13 protein-coding genes are annotated in these 14,397 nt (G+C 57.6%); 9 read left to right on the forward strand and 4 right to left on the reverse strand.

Annotated elements, in window-relative coordinates:
• Positions 1-30: 30 nt before the first annotated feature.
• Positions 31-576: a dTDP-4-dehydrorhamnose 3,5-epimerase gene (gene rfbC / locus GVL50_RS05425; RefSeq protein WP_159812022.1), complete on the reverse strand. Its 546-nt coding sequence runs from the start codon at positions 574-576 to the stop codon at positions 31-33.
• Between the two features lie 171 nt (positions 577-747).
• On the opposite strand from rfbC, the gene GVL50_RS05430 reads away from it, so the two are divergent.
• The 4 genes from GVL50_RS05430 (at position 748) to GVL50_RS05445 (ending at position 6,396) form a co-directional block, all read left to right on the forward strand.
• Positions 748-3,660, forward strand: coding sequence for an aminotransferase (locus tag GVL50_RS05430; RefSeq protein WP_159812023.1), 2,913 nt, complete (start codon positions 748-750; stop codon positions 3,658-3,660).
• A 286-nt stretch (positions 3,661-3,946) separates the two neighbouring features.
• Positions 3,947-4,825 (forward strand): N-carbamoylputrescine amidase, encoded by an 879-nt coding sequence (gene aguB / locus GVL50_RS05435; RefSeq protein WP_034151905.1) that lies wholly within the window; start codon positions 3,947-3,949, stop codon positions 4,823-4,825.
• Positions 4,826-4,830: 5 nt separating this feature from the next.
• Entirely contained in the window at positions 4,831-5,937 is a 1,107-nt protein-coding gene (gene aguA / locus GVL50_RS05440; RefSeq protein ID WP_159812024.1) for an agmatine deiminase, read from the forward strand.
• A gap of 246 nt (positions 5,938-6,183) precedes the next feature.
• Positions 6,184-6,396: a hypothetical protein gene (locus GVL50_RS05445; protein ID WP_159812025.1), complete on the forward strand. Its 213-nt coding sequence runs from the start codon at positions 6,184-6,186 to the stop codon at positions 6,394-6,396.
• A gap of 141 nt (positions 6,397-6,537) precedes the next feature.
• Here GVL50_RS05445 and GVL50_RS05450 read toward each other — a convergent pair whose 3' ends face one another.
• Both GVL50_RS05450 and GVL50_RS05455 read right to left on the reverse strand, forming a co-directional pair.
• Positions 6,538-6,873: a hypothetical protein gene (locus tag GVL50_RS05450; protein ID WP_159812026.1), complete on the reverse strand. Its 336-nt coding sequence runs from the start codon at positions 6,871-6,873 to the stop codon at positions 6,538-6,540.
• Between the two features lie 190 nt (positions 6,874-7,063).
• Positions 7,064-9,160, reverse strand: coding sequence for a TonB-dependent siderophore receptor (locus tag GVL50_RS05455; RefSeq protein WP_159812027.1), 2,097 nt, complete (start codon positions 9,158-9,160; stop codon positions 7,064-7,066).
• A 508-nt stretch (positions 9,161-9,668) separates the two neighbouring features.
• Between GVL50_RS05455 and GVL50_RS05460 the strand changes: the two genes are divergently transcribed.
• The 5 genes from GVL50_RS05460 to GVL50_RS05480 all read left to right on the forward strand — a co-directional run bounded on the left by GVL50_RS05460 (position 9,669) and on the right by GVL50_RS05480 (position 13,400).
• On the forward strand, positions 9,669-10,955 hold the full coding sequence (locus GVL50_RS05460) for an OprD family porin (protein WP_053116556.1): 1,287 nt from the start codon (positions 9,669-9,671) through the stop codon (positions 10,953-10,955).
• Between the two features lie 232 nt (positions 10,956-11,187).
• Positions 11,188-11,934: a 2OG-Fe dioxygenase family protein gene (locus GVL50_RS05465; RefSeq protein ID WP_053116557.1), complete on the forward strand. Its 747-nt coding sequence runs from the start codon at positions 11,188-11,190 to the stop codon at positions 11,932-11,934.
• Between the two features lie 79 nt (positions 11,935-12,013).
• Positions 12,014-12,391, forward strand: a complete 378-nt coding sequence (locus GVL50_RS05470; RefSeq protein WP_053116558.1) for a GNAT family N-acetyltransferase — start codon at positions 12,014-12,016, stop codon at positions 12,389-12,391.
• Positions 12,388-13,104, forward strand: a complete 717-nt coding sequence (locus tag GVL50_RS05475) for an AzlC family ABC transporter permease (protein ID WP_053116559.1) — start codon at positions 12,388-12,390, stop codon at positions 13,102-13,104. The genes GVL50_RS05470 and GVL50_RS05475 overlap by 4 nt, the downstream gene beginning before the upstream one ends.
• Positions 13,083-13,400, forward strand: coding sequence for an AzlD domain-containing protein (locus GVL50_RS05480; RefSeq protein ID WP_159812028.1), 318 nt, complete (start codon positions 13,083-13,085; stop codon positions 13,398-13,400). Before GVL50_RS05475 ends, GVL50_RS05480 begins: the two co-directional genes overlap by 22 nt.
• Here GVL50_RS05480 and GVL50_RS05485 read toward each other — a convergent pair.
• Positions 13,317-14,243 (reverse strand): LysR family transcriptional regulator, encoded by a 927-nt coding sequence (locus GVL50_RS05485; protein ID WP_053116561.1) that lies wholly within the window; start codon positions 14,241-14,243, stop codon positions 13,317-13,319. The two genes, GVL50_RS05480 and GVL50_RS05485, sit on opposite strands and share 84 nt — an antisense overlap.
• Positions 14,244-14,397: the final 154 nt, after the last annotated feature.

Consider the following 14,397-nt stretch of genomic DNA (forward strand, 5'->3'; position numbering starts at 1 on the left):
CTGTGGGGAACAGGCGCATTATGCCTAGGCTCAGGCGAAGACGTCAGCGTCCTTGAGGAAAGCTGCAGCCTGATCTTTGGCCGAAAGTTTCGGCTCTTCATTCAACTGCCAATCAATACCCAGCTCCGGGTCGTCCCAGCGAATGCTGCGCTCGGCCGACGGAGTGTAGTAATTGGTGGTCTTGTAGAGGAATTCAGCGAACTCGCTCAGTACCACGAAACCATGGGCGAAACCTTCCGGTACCCACAGTTGACGGTGATTGTCGGCGGACAGGCGTACCGCGACAGATTTGCCGAAGTTCGGCGAGCTGCGGCGGATGTCCACAGCCACGTCCAGCACTTCACCAACAGTTACGCGAACAAGTTTGCCCTGGGCGTTTTCCAGTTGGTAATGCAGACCACGCAGTACACCTTTTTGCGAGCGCGAGTGGTTGTCCTGCACGAATTGAGTGTCCAGACCGGTCGCATCCTGGAACGCCTTGGCATTGAAGCTCTCGTAAAAGAAGCCGCGCTCGTCACCGAAAACTTTGGGTTCGATGATCAGAACACCGGGCAGATCGGTGGTGATGACATTCATGTGATTTTTCCAGTGATGGGTGTGAATGGTCGACATTCTTGCGCAAAGTATCGAGGGGCGCGAGTGTTGCAGTGGAAATTGCCGAGAAACGCTGTAACAACAGGAGGGGGTTGCGCATCCTCTGCAGCAATGGCGATATAGGCGCCTAATAAAATTTCAGGGGTTGTTTGCATGCCACTTGCCACGTTGTTTCACCGCGCCAGTTTGCCTAGCCCTCAGGTGTCTGAGGTGCAAGCCCTGCAATGGCTCGCGGAACATTACGGGATCAGTGGCCGGTTAAAAGCCTTGGGCAGCCAGCAGGATCTCAACTTCCGGGTCGACAGTGAGCGCGGCCGCTTTGTCCTGAAAATCTGCCGTGGCGACTATTCGCTGGTGGAGTTGCAAGCCCAGCACGCCGGCCTCAAATACCTCGCTGAACATTCCGCAGTCAGGGTGCCCAGCGTTATCGTCGCCAACAATGGCCAGGATTTGTTGACCTTGGAATCCGCTGGCGAATCGGTGCACGTGCGCTTGCTCGATTACATCGAAGGCCAGCCGCTGACCGATCTCGACCATTTGGGCACAGAAGTCGTGGCCGGGTTTGGCCGGCTCTGCGGTGAGATGGATCTGGCGCTGGCCGGTTTTGATCATCCGGGCCTTGAGCGCACGTTGCAGTGGGATGCGCGCCACGCCAGCGCGTTGATCAGCCATTTGCTGCCGGTGATCAAGGATCAGCGTCAGCGCGAATTGATCGCCGACGCTGCCGAGCAAGCAGAGCGCCGCTTGCAGCCGCTGCTCGACAAGCTGCCGGTGCAGGCGATTCACATGGATATCACCGATGACAACGCGGTGTGGCAGCGCGATGCGCAGCGCCATTGGCAATTGCAGGGCGTCATCGATTTTGGCGATCTGGTGCGCACCTGGCGCATCACCGATTTGTCGGTGACCTGCGCTGCATTGCTGCATCACGCCGGCGGCGATCCGTTTGTGATTTTGCCGGCGGTGCAGGCCTATCACGCGGTCAATCCGTTGCAGCACGAAGAATTGCAGGCGCTGTGGCCGCTGATCGTCGCGCGGGCGGCGGTGCTGGTATTGAGTGGCGAGCAGCAGGTCAGCATTGATCCGGCCAACACCTACAGCCGCGACAACCTCACCCACGAGTGGGAAATTTTCCGCGTGGCGACCTCGGTGCCGCTGGCGCTGATGGAGGCGGCGATTCTGACGGCGGTCGGTCATTCCCTGCCGGCCATCAATAGCGAAGGTTTTGCCCCGTTGCTGCCGAGTCTGGTCGGGCGCGAATTTGCCTTGATCGATCTTGGCGTCTTGAGCGCGCATTTCGAGGCGGGCAACTGGGAGCAGGAAGGTATCGATCAGCGCCTGCTGACCGAAGCCGCTGCGGCGCATGGTCTGGCGGCGAGCCGTTATGGTCAGTATCGTTTGTCGCGCACGTGCCCTGACAGCGCCGATGAACCGGACACCTTCCCGCTGCACGTCGAATTGCGCGTGCCCAACGGCACTGCCGTCGAAGCACCGTTTGCCGGCGTGCTGCATCAAGCGGCGGACGGCGCGTTGCGCCTCGATGGCCCGCAACTCAGCGTACGTTTGTGGGGCGTGACGCCTTCGGTGCACAGCGGCGCGGCGCTGGTCAAAGGTCAGGTGCTGGGCTCGGTCAGTGGCCCGCTGTTGGTTCAGCTTTGCCGTGGCGCGCAGCTGGAAGCGCCGCTGTTCTGTACGCCAACCCACGCGGCGGCTTGGCAAGCATTGTGTCCGTCGCCAGCCGCGCTGTTGGGGCTGGCCTGCGATGCCGAGCCGGAGCTGGATGGCAAAACCCTGCTTGAACGCCGCGATGCCAGTTTCGCCCGCACGCAAAAACATTATTACGTCGACCCGCCGCGCATCGAACGTGGCTGGCGCAATCACCTGATCGACATGCAGGGCCGCTCCTATCTGGACATGCTCAACAACGTCGCGGTGCTCGGTCACGGTCATCCGCGCATGGCCGCTGTGGCTGCGCGTCAGTGGTCGCTGCTCAATACCAACTCGCGTTTCAACTATGCGGCAGTCGCCGAGTTTTCCGAGCGCTTGCTGAAGCTGGCACCGGAAGGCATGGATCGGGTGTTTCTGGTCAACAGCGGCAGCGAGGCCAATGACCTGGCGATCCGTCTGGCATGGGCCTACAGCGGCGGTCGCGACATGATCAGCGTGCTGGAGGCTTATCACGGCTGGACGGTCGGCGCCGATGCGGTGTCGACGTCGATTGCCGATAACCCGAAAGCCCTGGAAAGCCGCCCGGACTGGGTGCATCCGGTGCCTGCGCCAAACATGTATCGCGGTGAGTTCCGTGGCGTCGATTCGGCACCGGATTACGTGCGCAGCGTTGAGCATCACCTGGAAAAACTCGCCGAGCAGAAGCGCCAATTGGCCGGGTTTATCTGCGAACCGGTGTACGGCAATGCCGGCGGCATCTCGCTGCCACCGGGTTATCTGAAACAGGTTTATGCCTTGGTGCGCGCGCAGGGCGGGGTGTGCATCGCCGACGAAGTGCAGGTCGGTTATGGGCGTATGGGTAAATTTTTCTGGGGCGTTGAAGAGCAGGGCGTGGTGCCGGACATCATCACCATGGCCAAAGGCATGGGCAACGGCCAGCCACTCGGTGCGGTGATTACTCGCCGGGAGATTGCCGAAGCGCTGGAGGCCGAAGGTTATTTCTTCTCGTCGGCGGGCGGCAGTCCGGTCAGTTGCCAGATCGGCATGGCGGTGCTCGATGTCATGGAAGAAGAAAAACTCTGGGAGAACGCGCAGGTGGTCGGTGGCCACTTCAAGGCGCGGCTAGAAGCGTTGATCGATAAACATCCGCTGGCGGGCGCGGTGCACGGTTCCGGGTTTTATCTGGGGCTTGAGCTGATCCGTAACCGCGAGACGCTGGAAGCGGCGACTGAAGAGACTGCGTTGTTGTGCGATCGCCTGCGCGAGCTGGGGATTTTCATGCAGCCGACCGGGGATGATCTGAATATTCTCAAGATCAAACCACCGATGGTGACGTCGCGCCAGAGTGTGGATTTCTTTGTCGACATGCTCGACCAAGTCCTCGCCGAAGGCCTCTGATCCCGTGTAGGAGCTGCCGAAGGCTGCGATCTTTTGATCTTGATTTTTAAGAGCAAAATCAAAAGATCGCAGCCTTCGGCAGCTCCTACAGGGTTTCGTTGTTAATTCGATTTGTATCGGTCTTAAATGCGTTGAATTAGACGAAATGCATTTTAGTAGCTTCTAAAGCCGATATTTATCGGCTATAAAGTCGCCATTGCTCCGGCATGGCGTCTCGCTGTCCGGTGCGCGCGTTTTCTTTTCGGTCGAATGGTCGACCGTCAAAGCACTTGCCCGGAGATGATTCATGAGCCGTATCGTTACCGTTGCCGCCACTCAAATGGCCTGTTCGTGGGATCTGGAAGCCAACCTCGAAATCGCTGAAAGGCTGGTGCGCGAAGCCGCCGCCAAAGGCGCGCAGATCATCCTGATTCAGGAGCTGTTCGAGGCGCCGTACTTCTGCCAGAAGCCGAACCCGGACTATCTGCAACTGGCGACGACGGTGGAAGAAAACGTCGCGATCAAACATTTCCAGAAAATCGCCAAAGAACTGCAAGTGGTGCTGCCGATCAGCTTCTACGAGCTGGCCGGCCGCGCGCGTTTCAATAGCATCGCGATCATCGATGCCGACGGCAGCAACCTCGGGATTTATCGTAAAAGCCACATTCCGGACGGCCCGGGCTATCACGAGAAGTATTACTTCAACCCAGGCGACACTGGTTTCAAAGTGTGGAATACGCGTTACGCGAAAATCGGCGTAGGCATCTGCTGGGATCAGTGGTTTCCGGAAGCGGCGCGCAGCATGGCGTTGCAAGGGGCGGAAATCCTGTTCTACCCGACCGCGATCGGCAGCGAACCGCACGACAAGACCATCTCATCGCGCGATCACTGGCAGCGCGTGCAACAGGGCCATGCCGGCGCTAACTTGATGCCGCTGATCGCCAGCAACCGCATCGGCAACGAAGAACAGGACGGCTACGACATTACGTTCTACGGTTCTTCGTTCATCGCCAACCAGTTCGGCGAAAAAGTGCAGGAGCTGAATAAAACCGAAGAAGGTATTCTTGTGCACACTTTCAACCTCGACGAGCTCGAACACATTCGCAGCGCGTGGGGTTCATTCCGTGACCGCCGTCCGAACCTGTACGGCGCGTTGAAAACCCTCGACGGTTCCCTGGAGTCCTGATCCCGATGACCACATTGAAAAGTACCCCGCGCGCCGACGGCTTTCACATGCCGGCCGAGTGGGCGCCGCAAACGCAGACCTGGATGATCTGGCCCGAGCGCCCGGACAACTGGCGTCTGGGTGGCAAACCGGCGCAAGCCGCGCACGCAGCAGTGGCCAAAGCCATCGCGCGTTTCGAGCCGGTGACTGTTGCCGTTTCCGCCGGCCAATACGAAAACGCCCGCGCCCGCCTGGACGTGCCGAATATCCGCGTGGTCGAGATGTCCAGCGATGACGCCTGGGTACGCGACAGCGGCCCGACTTTCGTCATCAATAACAACGGCGAAGTGCGCGGTGTGAACTGGGACTTCAACGCTTGGGGCGGTTTCGATGGCGGTCTGTATTCGCCGTGGAATCGCGACTCGCAGGTCGGCGGCAAGATCCTCGAGATCGAACGCAGCCCACGCTATCGCACTGAAGGTTTTGTGCTCGAAGGCGGTTCGATTCACGTCGACGGCGAAGGCACGCTGATCACCACCGAAGAATGCCTGCTGAACCGCAATCGCAACCCGCATCTGGGTCGCGAAGAAATCGAAGCGGTGCTCAGCGCCAATCTGGCTGTGGATAAAATCATCTGGCTGCCGGACGGTTTGTTCAACGACGAAACCGACGGCCATGTGGATAACTTCTGCTGCTACGTGCGTCCGGGCGAAGTGCTGCTGGCGTGGACGGATGATCCGCAGGATCCGAACTACCCGCGCTGCCAGGCTGCGATGAAAGTCCTGCAAAGCAGCACTGACGCCAAGGGCCGCCCATTCACGGTGCACAAAATGCCGATTCCGGGCCCGCTGTACGCGACCGAAGAAGAGTGCGCCGGTGTCGACCCGGTCGACGGCACGCAGGAGCGTAATCCGTCGGTGCGTCTGGCCGGTTCTTACGTGAACTTCCTGATCGTCAACGGCGGCATCATCGCGCCGAGCTTCGACGACCCGATGGACGCACCCGCCCTGGAAATTCTGCAGAACCTGTTCCCGCAGCACGAAGTGGTCATGGTCCCGGGCCGCGAACTGTTACTGGGCGGCGGCAACATCCACTGCCTTACCCAACAGCAACCAGCGCAGAACAAAGAGTGAGTTGAGTCGTAACAGCTTGAGTTGATTACCAAATCAGCCGGGCAATGATTAGCTCGCTAAGTATGAACAGAGGCCCGCAGCCCGAAAGGACGGCGGGCTTTTTTGTATCCACTTGTCGACAAATGCGAAACATTGGCATAGCTCTTGTATTCGTCTGGGGGCACTAGGGAGGGGAAAAGAACTTCAATCGTTCTGTCATAAACCTTGGATAACGTAGCCGCTCACGAACGGGGAGAGAGCGCTGAAATGAACGCCGAAGTGAACGTAATCAGCGAGCGGACTTTGCATCCCATGGCCGTTAACGGCGAATCGCTCCACCGCGTTGCGCACTGGTTGAAATCCAATGGAACGCGTCAGATCAGGGTTCCTGATCCGCGCCGGATGATGATCGAGCGCTACCCCGCTGACCTGTTCAGCGAGGCCGAACTGGAAGCATTGTGGGATGTGCTGGAAGGATAAGAAGAACAACAGGGATGGGTGAAAGCGCTGCCGGGATGGCGGCGCTTTTTTTTGGGAAGTTTAAAGCAGGAAGGAGTGAATCAGCTGCGCTAATACTGCTCAATTTCGAAAGATTGAACTAATTGTCTCTGCCTTTCATGTTTATTTCTCGGGTGGTGTGAGTACATATATTGTCCCGAGATCTGGAAGCCATTCATCCTCGTTTGGATGGCTCGCTTGAGCTTGTATGTAGGTAGGGCCCAGTTGGATGTCCTCAAGCCGTAGAGAAAAGGTTCTATAGTTTGACCCCGGCGGAACTAAATACGCCGCCTCTACCGCATAATCGACACCATTACGTTTCATACGTATGTGGAATCTATCTCCGTCTTCATAGTCATTGCCGAAACCACTTACCGTCACGGGATAGGCACAAATCTCACCATCTACGGGTGAGAACCAACCGCCATATTCATTTTCTTTATTCAACGTTTTTGGCATGAGGTCACCGCTCCAGGACTTTTAGAAACTCGTCTGGTTTCTACTGCGAACAGGGTTCATTCGGCACCTGTAAAATCTGACAGTCCCGACGAGCGGTAGTGCGCTTGAATGTAATTCAGACGCACTCAGAAAACCAATCAGGCTTTATCTCTCGTCCGTCTAGTTGTGAGCCTGAAGGGCTTACGCGCAGTCAGAACGAATAAGTCCCCGTCATCACCACACTTCGCGGCGCCCCCGGCTGGATCTGCGCAGCACTGGTCGCCGACGAGTAATACTCGCGATCAGTAATATTGTTCAACGCCCCACGCAAATCCCAATCCTTCATCCGATAACCCACCAGCGCATCCCAGCGGCCATACCCCGGCAGCACGGTCGTATTGAGGTTATCGGCATAGCGCTGGCCAACCAGCGTCAGTCCCGTTTCGCCATACCAGCCCATCTCCGGTTTCCAAGTCAGGAACAGGCTGCCGTTGTGCTTGGCGACGTTGTTGATGCGTTTACCTTCCAGGCCGTTGTTGTCCTTCTCGATCGTCGCGTCCTGCACCCCAACGCCGCCGCGCACGTACCAGTTACCGGCGATTTTTCCAGTGCCGGTCAGCTCGATCCCGCGTGAACGTTGCACACCGGTCAGCACGGTTACGGTCGGATCGTTTGGATCTGCGGTGCGGCGGTTGTAGAGCTCAAGGTCGTAGATCGCCAGCGTGGTACTCAGGCGATCCTCGAGCCAGTCGCTCTTCACGCCGATTTCTTTCTGCTTGGTCAGCTCCGGGCTCAGGTCATTGGAGTTGCCCGCTGCACCCGGGGTGATACCGATGAGACCGCCGCCCACTGGTGAGAAAGTTTTAGTCCATGAGGCATAGAACGAGTGATTGTGCAGCGGCGTCCAGACCAGGCCCACGCGCGGGCTGGTGCTGTGGCTGTCGCGGTCTTCGCTGATGTTTTTCAACTGGTTGGTCGACTCGATGTCGAAGGTGTCGTAACGCAAACCGGCGAGCACTTGCCATTGATCGTTCAGGCGCAATTGATCCTGCACGTACAGGGCACGGCTTTCGACTTCGGTGTGAGTGTCGCTGGATACCTGCATGCGCCCGGTGTGGCGCAAATCGCGATTGGGGTTGTACAGATCCAGCGCTGGCACTGGCGAGCTGCCGGGGCCCGTGGTCGCCGCGTTGTACAGCTTCGGGTCGCGGCGTTGAGTGCCGATCTCGATCCCGGTCAGCAGACGATGCTCCAGACCAAAGGTGTCGAAACCGCCTTCCAGCTCAATGTTGTTGTAGATGTTGCGGGTGGTCAGATCCTGCTGCCAGTGCTGACGCGTGACCTTGTAGGTCGCCGGGACATAACCGGTGAGGTAGGTGTTGTCGAAATCACTGTCGAGTTTGAACACGCCGAGGATCTGGCGCAGTTGCCAGTTTTCGTTGATTTCGTAAGTGAGCTTCGAGCGCAACGACTGGGTTTTATCGTCGATGAAATCGTGATCGTTGCCATAAGTGGTGTCGCGCCCGACATCGGCCGGACGACCATTAACCCCCGGAATGCCGCGATCCGGCGTGCGGTTGTAGCGGCTGTATTCGTACTGCACCAACCAATTCAGATCCGGGCTCAGTTGCCAGCTCATCGACGGCGCGAACAACTGGCGATTGCCACTGACACCATCACGGAAGCTGTTTTCATCCATGTTGCCCATGTTCAGGCGCAGGCTGATGTTTTCGCTCGGATCGGTGCTGAGGTCGGCGTACAGACTGCGCAAATCTTCGCTGCTGCCTTGGGCTTCAATCGTCGAGCGACGGCCGAATTCCGGCATCTTGCTCACGCGGTTGACGATGCCGCCCTGGCTACCACGGCCATACAACACAGCGGCCGGGCCCTTGAGCACTTCGACGCGTTCGATGTTGTGCATGTCGCGCTTGTACTGGCTGTCGTCGCGGATGCCGTCCAGATAAAAGTCGTTGCTCGCGTCGAAACCCCGGATGCGCAGGCTGTCGAAACGCGTGTCGGCGCCGCTGCTGACGTTGGGGATACCGCTCAACGCATCGCCAATGTCGTTGGTGCCGTAGTTCGCCACATTGGCGGTCTTGATTGAATCGATGGCCTGCGGTACGTAGCGCACCGGCGTCGAGGTGCGAGTCGCGGTGTTGCTGACCTTTACGCGCGGATCATCGTCTTCGGCTTCGGCAGCGCTGATCGATGTTTCAGGCAGTGTTGTAGGAGCAGCGTAGGAAAAACCGGCAGACAGCAGGGCAGAAAGGCCAAAGCTGTAGGACGTCAGGCGAAAAGGGGCAGGCATTGAAGAAAACATCCGTAGGATTTTTAGGCTGTAGCGTGTAGGGCGCGGATGATAATGCTTGCTATTTACTTTCGTTAATTATTCCTGAGAAGTTCCGCTGCTGGATTGTTTCGGATTGTGTCTCAGCCCGTACAACCCGCTCGGTCAGCGAAATAAACCAACTCGTGAGGGCAATCATGGACGCGATAAACCGCTGAAAAATCTTCCTCTGCACAACGTCAAAATCACTGGTTGTCACCGATTCCTTGCAACCCGCTATCGCAAAAATTACGTTTCTTAGACGAATTTCGCCTATTTAAAGACGATTCTTGAAATTGACACATTGTTCCGGGCGCGGCTACGATTCGGCCCAACGCCTGTGGCCAACCGCCATGACTCAAAATAATAAGAAGGCCCGCCACGACTTGGTCGTGGGCGGGTCTTTTTGTTTCGGGATGAAAAAAGAGTGCAAAAGCGCCGTTTCAGCCGTTCGACACAGCGCGTTTCAACCCGTAATAAGGAAAATAAAATGTTGAACAAGCGAATCAGCCTGATCGCTCTGGGGATGTTGAGCGCCACACAGGCCATGGCTAACGACCAGGCCGAGTCCAAGGGTTTTCAAGAAGACAGCAGCCTCAAAGTGCTGCTGCGCAACGCTTACATCAATCGTGACTACAAAGACGGCAACGATGACAAATCCGAGTGGGGCCAAGCGGCCATCGGTACGTTCTCGTCCGGCTTCACCCAAGGCACCATCGGTGTCGGCGTCGACGCTTTCGGTCTGTACGCACTGAACCTGGAACGCAGCGAAGATCGCAGCGGCGCCGGTGGTATCGACTTCTTCAAGAAGGGCGCCAGCGGCGCTCCGGCCGACGACCTGTCCAAGGGCGGCGCAGCGGTCAAATTCCGTCTGTCCAGCACCACCCTGACGTACGGTGACCAGATGCCGGCCCTGCCGGTGCTGAACTACGACAACTCGCGTCTTCTGCCGGAAAGCTACACCGGTACTTTGATCACTTCCAAAGAGATCAAAGGTCTGGAGCTGAACGCCGGTCGTTTCACCGCCGAATCGCGCAAGAGCGCGGAAGGCCGTGACAGCGGTGGTCTGAAGTCGATCAACGTATTGGGCGGTAGCTACCAGTTCACCGAACAGTTCAAGGCTGCGCTGTACGCTTCCGACGTCGAAGACGTGCTGAAGAAGCAATACGTGAACGCCAACTACGTGTTCCCGATCGATAAGGATCAATCGCTGACCCTCGATTTCAACGGCTACCGCACCAAGCTGGACAATTCCTACGTCCGCGAAAGCGGTGCAACCGGCGACGACAACAAGATCTGGAGCCTGGCCGCGACTTTCGTCACCGGCCCGCACTCGTTCACCGTGGCGCACCAGCGTTCCACTGGCGACAGCAACTTGGGCTACGCCTACGGCGGCTATCAGAAAGATCAGGGTCGTGTCGGCGACGGTGGCAACACCATCTACCTGGCCAACTCCTACTGGTCTGACTTCAACGCTGAAGACGAACGCAGCTGGCAGTTGGGCTACGGCCTCGACTTCAGCGCTTTCGGCGTGCCGGGTCTGAGCTACAACGTTGCTTATGTACGTGGCGACAACATCACTACGTCCACCAGCGAAGGCGGCACCGAGCGCGAGATCTTCAACCAGTTCAAGTACGTCGTGCAAAGTGGCCCGGCCAAAGACCTGAGCGTGAAACTGCGCAGCTCGATCCTGCGCGTGTCGCAGAAGTCCAGCGAGTACAACGTCAGCGGCAACGAGCTGCGTGTGTTCGTGGATTACCCGATCAACATCTTCTGATGATCGATCGAGTGTAAGAAACTTGAGAAAAACCCCGATTCGTTCGGGGTTTTTTTTCGACGGATTTTTGATGAAAACCAGAAAAAAACCATGTTTTTGTCATGTAAAAGTAGTTTTTAAGTCGCTGCAAACTTCGTTTCAAACAGGGCTTTAAATGCCTGAAATTCTTTCTCATGGACGCAAATTCTCCACCTAATAGATTAGGCCGCTCAACGCAGTGGAGAATTGGGTAATGATCGTTTTGAACAGAGAAGTGGGCGAATCGCTACGGCGCGACAAATTTGTCAACGTCCAGGGTGGTGACTTCAATCTCTACGGTCATTTTGCCGACTTCGTCAGACTGACCAAAAGTTGGGAAAACATGGAGCCTGACAGCTACTACGGTCAGGCCGAAGCCGGCATGCGGTACCGTCGTTACAGCGACTTCGAGTACAACCCGAAAACCCGCGAGCTGACGCAACTTGAGCATCGCGCGTACGTGCAATCCAAAGAGAACAACGCCTACGTCGGCGGCCTGGTACGACACTTCCAGGACTTCTCCGATGAAGTGATTTCGTCGCCAGTGATGCGCAGCCTGATCGACACCGATTTTGAAGTGTACAAAAGTGTGTTGCCGGAAGAGTTGCACGATGAAATCTGGCAGTGCCAGATCCATCAGATCCGTATCGAGATCAAACCCGGCAAACAACTGGAAATTACTCCGGAAGGGATTCACTGCGACGGTTACCCGTTCAGCGGCGTGCACTTCTGGGGCCGCAACAACGTCGAGGGTGCCGAGAGTCGTCTGTACGACATCCACGAGCATCAACTGGCGTCGACCACTTACAAGGAAATTCTCGACACCACTTACTTCCTCGACCGCGACATGCGCCACTACGTGACGCCTGCGCGCAACACGCACACCCATGCCATGGCATATCGGCAGATTCTGGCGATTTCTTTCTCGCGGCCCGGGACCGCTTTCGACATTGTTCGCTAATCAGATCACCCCAATCGATGGCGTCGAGTGCTCGACGCCTGTGGTGCTGCGACGCGCCACGGCCAAGGATGCGCAGCGCATGGAGCGCTTCTTCCGCCAGTTCGACGAAGTGTCTTTCTGCGAATGGCAGGACGCCAAGTGCCTGCGCGGCGTGCTGATTCAGAAAACCACCACGTCGTATCTCGCCTTCGACGTCGCCGGCGAAATCGTCGGCGCGGTGCTTGGCGGTATGCTCGGCAGTCGCGGCACGATCAATCATCTGGCCGTCAGCCCGCGCTATCGCAGCCAGGGTGTCGGTCAGCGTCTGGTTGAAGCGGCGTCGTCCGACATGAAGCGTGTGGGCGTGTTGCGGATGTTTCTGTTCGTCGACGATGCTAACCTCGCGGGCAAGCGTTTTTGGACTGCCCAGGGTTTTTGCGAGCCCCACGGCGAACGGACATTTGAGAGGGATCTATGAATGAACGGTCCGGCAGTGCGCCGCTGATGGTCACCCATCAGCCATCGCGCACATTTGCCGAAGCCAGCCCGGTCGTCGCCGGCTACTTCACGGTGTCGTTTGTGTTCGGGCTGATGGCCGTCAACGCCGGGTTGCCGATGTGGCTGCCGGTGGCGATGTGCCTGTTCGTCTACGCCGGCGCTTCGCAATTCGCCGCGCTGGCGCTGATCTCCAGCGGCGCGTCGCTGACCACCATTGTGCTGACTACTTTTTTGATCAACGCGCGGCACATGTTGATGTCGGTCTATATGGCCAAAGCCCTGCGCGCGCTCGGTTTGAGCCGCATGGAGCGTTGGGCTTACGCCGGTGGCCTGACCGATGAATCCTTCGCCTTCCACAGTGTGAAACTCGGCACCGGCGCGCCGGTCAACGTGCGCTATCTGATCGGCTTCAACCTGTTCTGCCACACCTCGTGGGTGCTCGGAGGATTGCTCGGCGCAGTTTGCGCACAGTACGCGGCGCACCTGATCAAATATCAGCTCGACTACGCACTGACGGCGATGATGCTCTACGTGCTGGTGTCGCTGTGCAACACGCGCAACAAACTGATCGCCGCCGCGGCAGCGGTGATCTGCATGGGCGCCCTGAGCCTGGTCGGCAGCTCGCCGTTTAATGTGTTTATCGCCACGTTTGTGGGCTGCGGAGTGGGTGTATGCCTGACCAAACGTTCCTGATTCTGGTAGTGGTGCTGATGATGGCCGTGACCTTTCTGCCACGCGCCTTGCCACTGCAAATCAATACCGATCACTTGCCGCCATTTGTCGCGCGGGCGCTGGAATACCTGCCGGTGGCGATCGTCGCTGCGATCAGCCTGACTCCCTTGTTGATCAAGGATCAGCACATACAGCTCGACCGCCCGGAATTCTATGCCGCGATTCCGACGTTGTTATGTGCGTATTTCAGCAAAAACCTCTTTCTCAGTGTGGCGGTTGGGACGGCTGCGTACATTGCGCTCGGCTCGTTCATGTAACGGCAGATCGACAACATCGCTGAGTGCCTGGCGCGACAACTCCGAGTTGTTCACCGCCAGGCGCACTTCGAGGAAGTCCTCGAACCCCGGGAAAATCGTCAGGCCGTTTTTCTGCGCAGCCTCACGCGAGACCATGCCGACCGCATCCATCTGTGTGATCAACGACAACGTCAGCGTTTCGCTGCACGAATAGACCATGCGCTGACCGTTCTCGTGATTGCCCAGCCCGGCGTCGAGAAAACGCAAAAAGCTGTGGGAATACGGACAATCTTCTGCAGGACGTACCTGAAACTTGTTGCCCAGCAACGTCAGCGGATCGTTCTCCTGCCCGCAATGCGCGCCGACCACCTGCACCTGCACTTCGGGCAAGACAATGCTCGGCAAACCCGGACGCTGCGGGCCGATCAGCACCGCGAGGTCAAAGTCTTCGTTCTTCAACTTGCTGAGATTTTCCATCGACTCGGCGTAGCTGAATTCCATCTGATAATCGGGAAACACCTCGATCAGGCGCCCGATCATTCGCCGATTGAAGTCAGTCGACAACGTGTTGTTCAACGCAACCTTCAACGTCCGCTGGCCCGGCACCTTCAGCGCCTCGACCTTTTCTTCCATCTGTCGCGTGGCAATCAGCACTTTGTCCATATACGGCGTCAGCTCAGTGCCTTGCGGCGTCAGCGTCAGCCCTTTGTTGGAACGACGAAACAAGCGGAAACCGAACTGCTCTTCGACCTTGTTCAACTGCGCGGCCAACGCCTGCACAGTCAGGCACGAATGCTCGGCTGCGGCCGACAAAGAGCCGGTCTGCACGATGCGCATCAGGTTGCGTAAGGTTCTGCTATCCATGGGTAATGCCCTCTAAAGTGGGCTGGGTATTGTTGTTTACGAGACTGCCGGTTCGGCGGCCATATGCTGGGTATATTCCTGTACCTGAGCATAGTTGTCGCGGGTTTAGTAGCGAATTGATGTCCCCGCCGATGGCTGGAGGCTGACACAGGAT

The sequence above is a fragment of the Pseudomonas sp. 18058 genome (genome assembly GCF_902706155.1).
GTDB classification, from domain to species: domain Bacteria; phylum Pseudomonadota; class Gammaproteobacteria; order Pseudomonadales; family Pseudomonadaceae; genus Aquipseudomonas; species Aquipseudomonas rustica.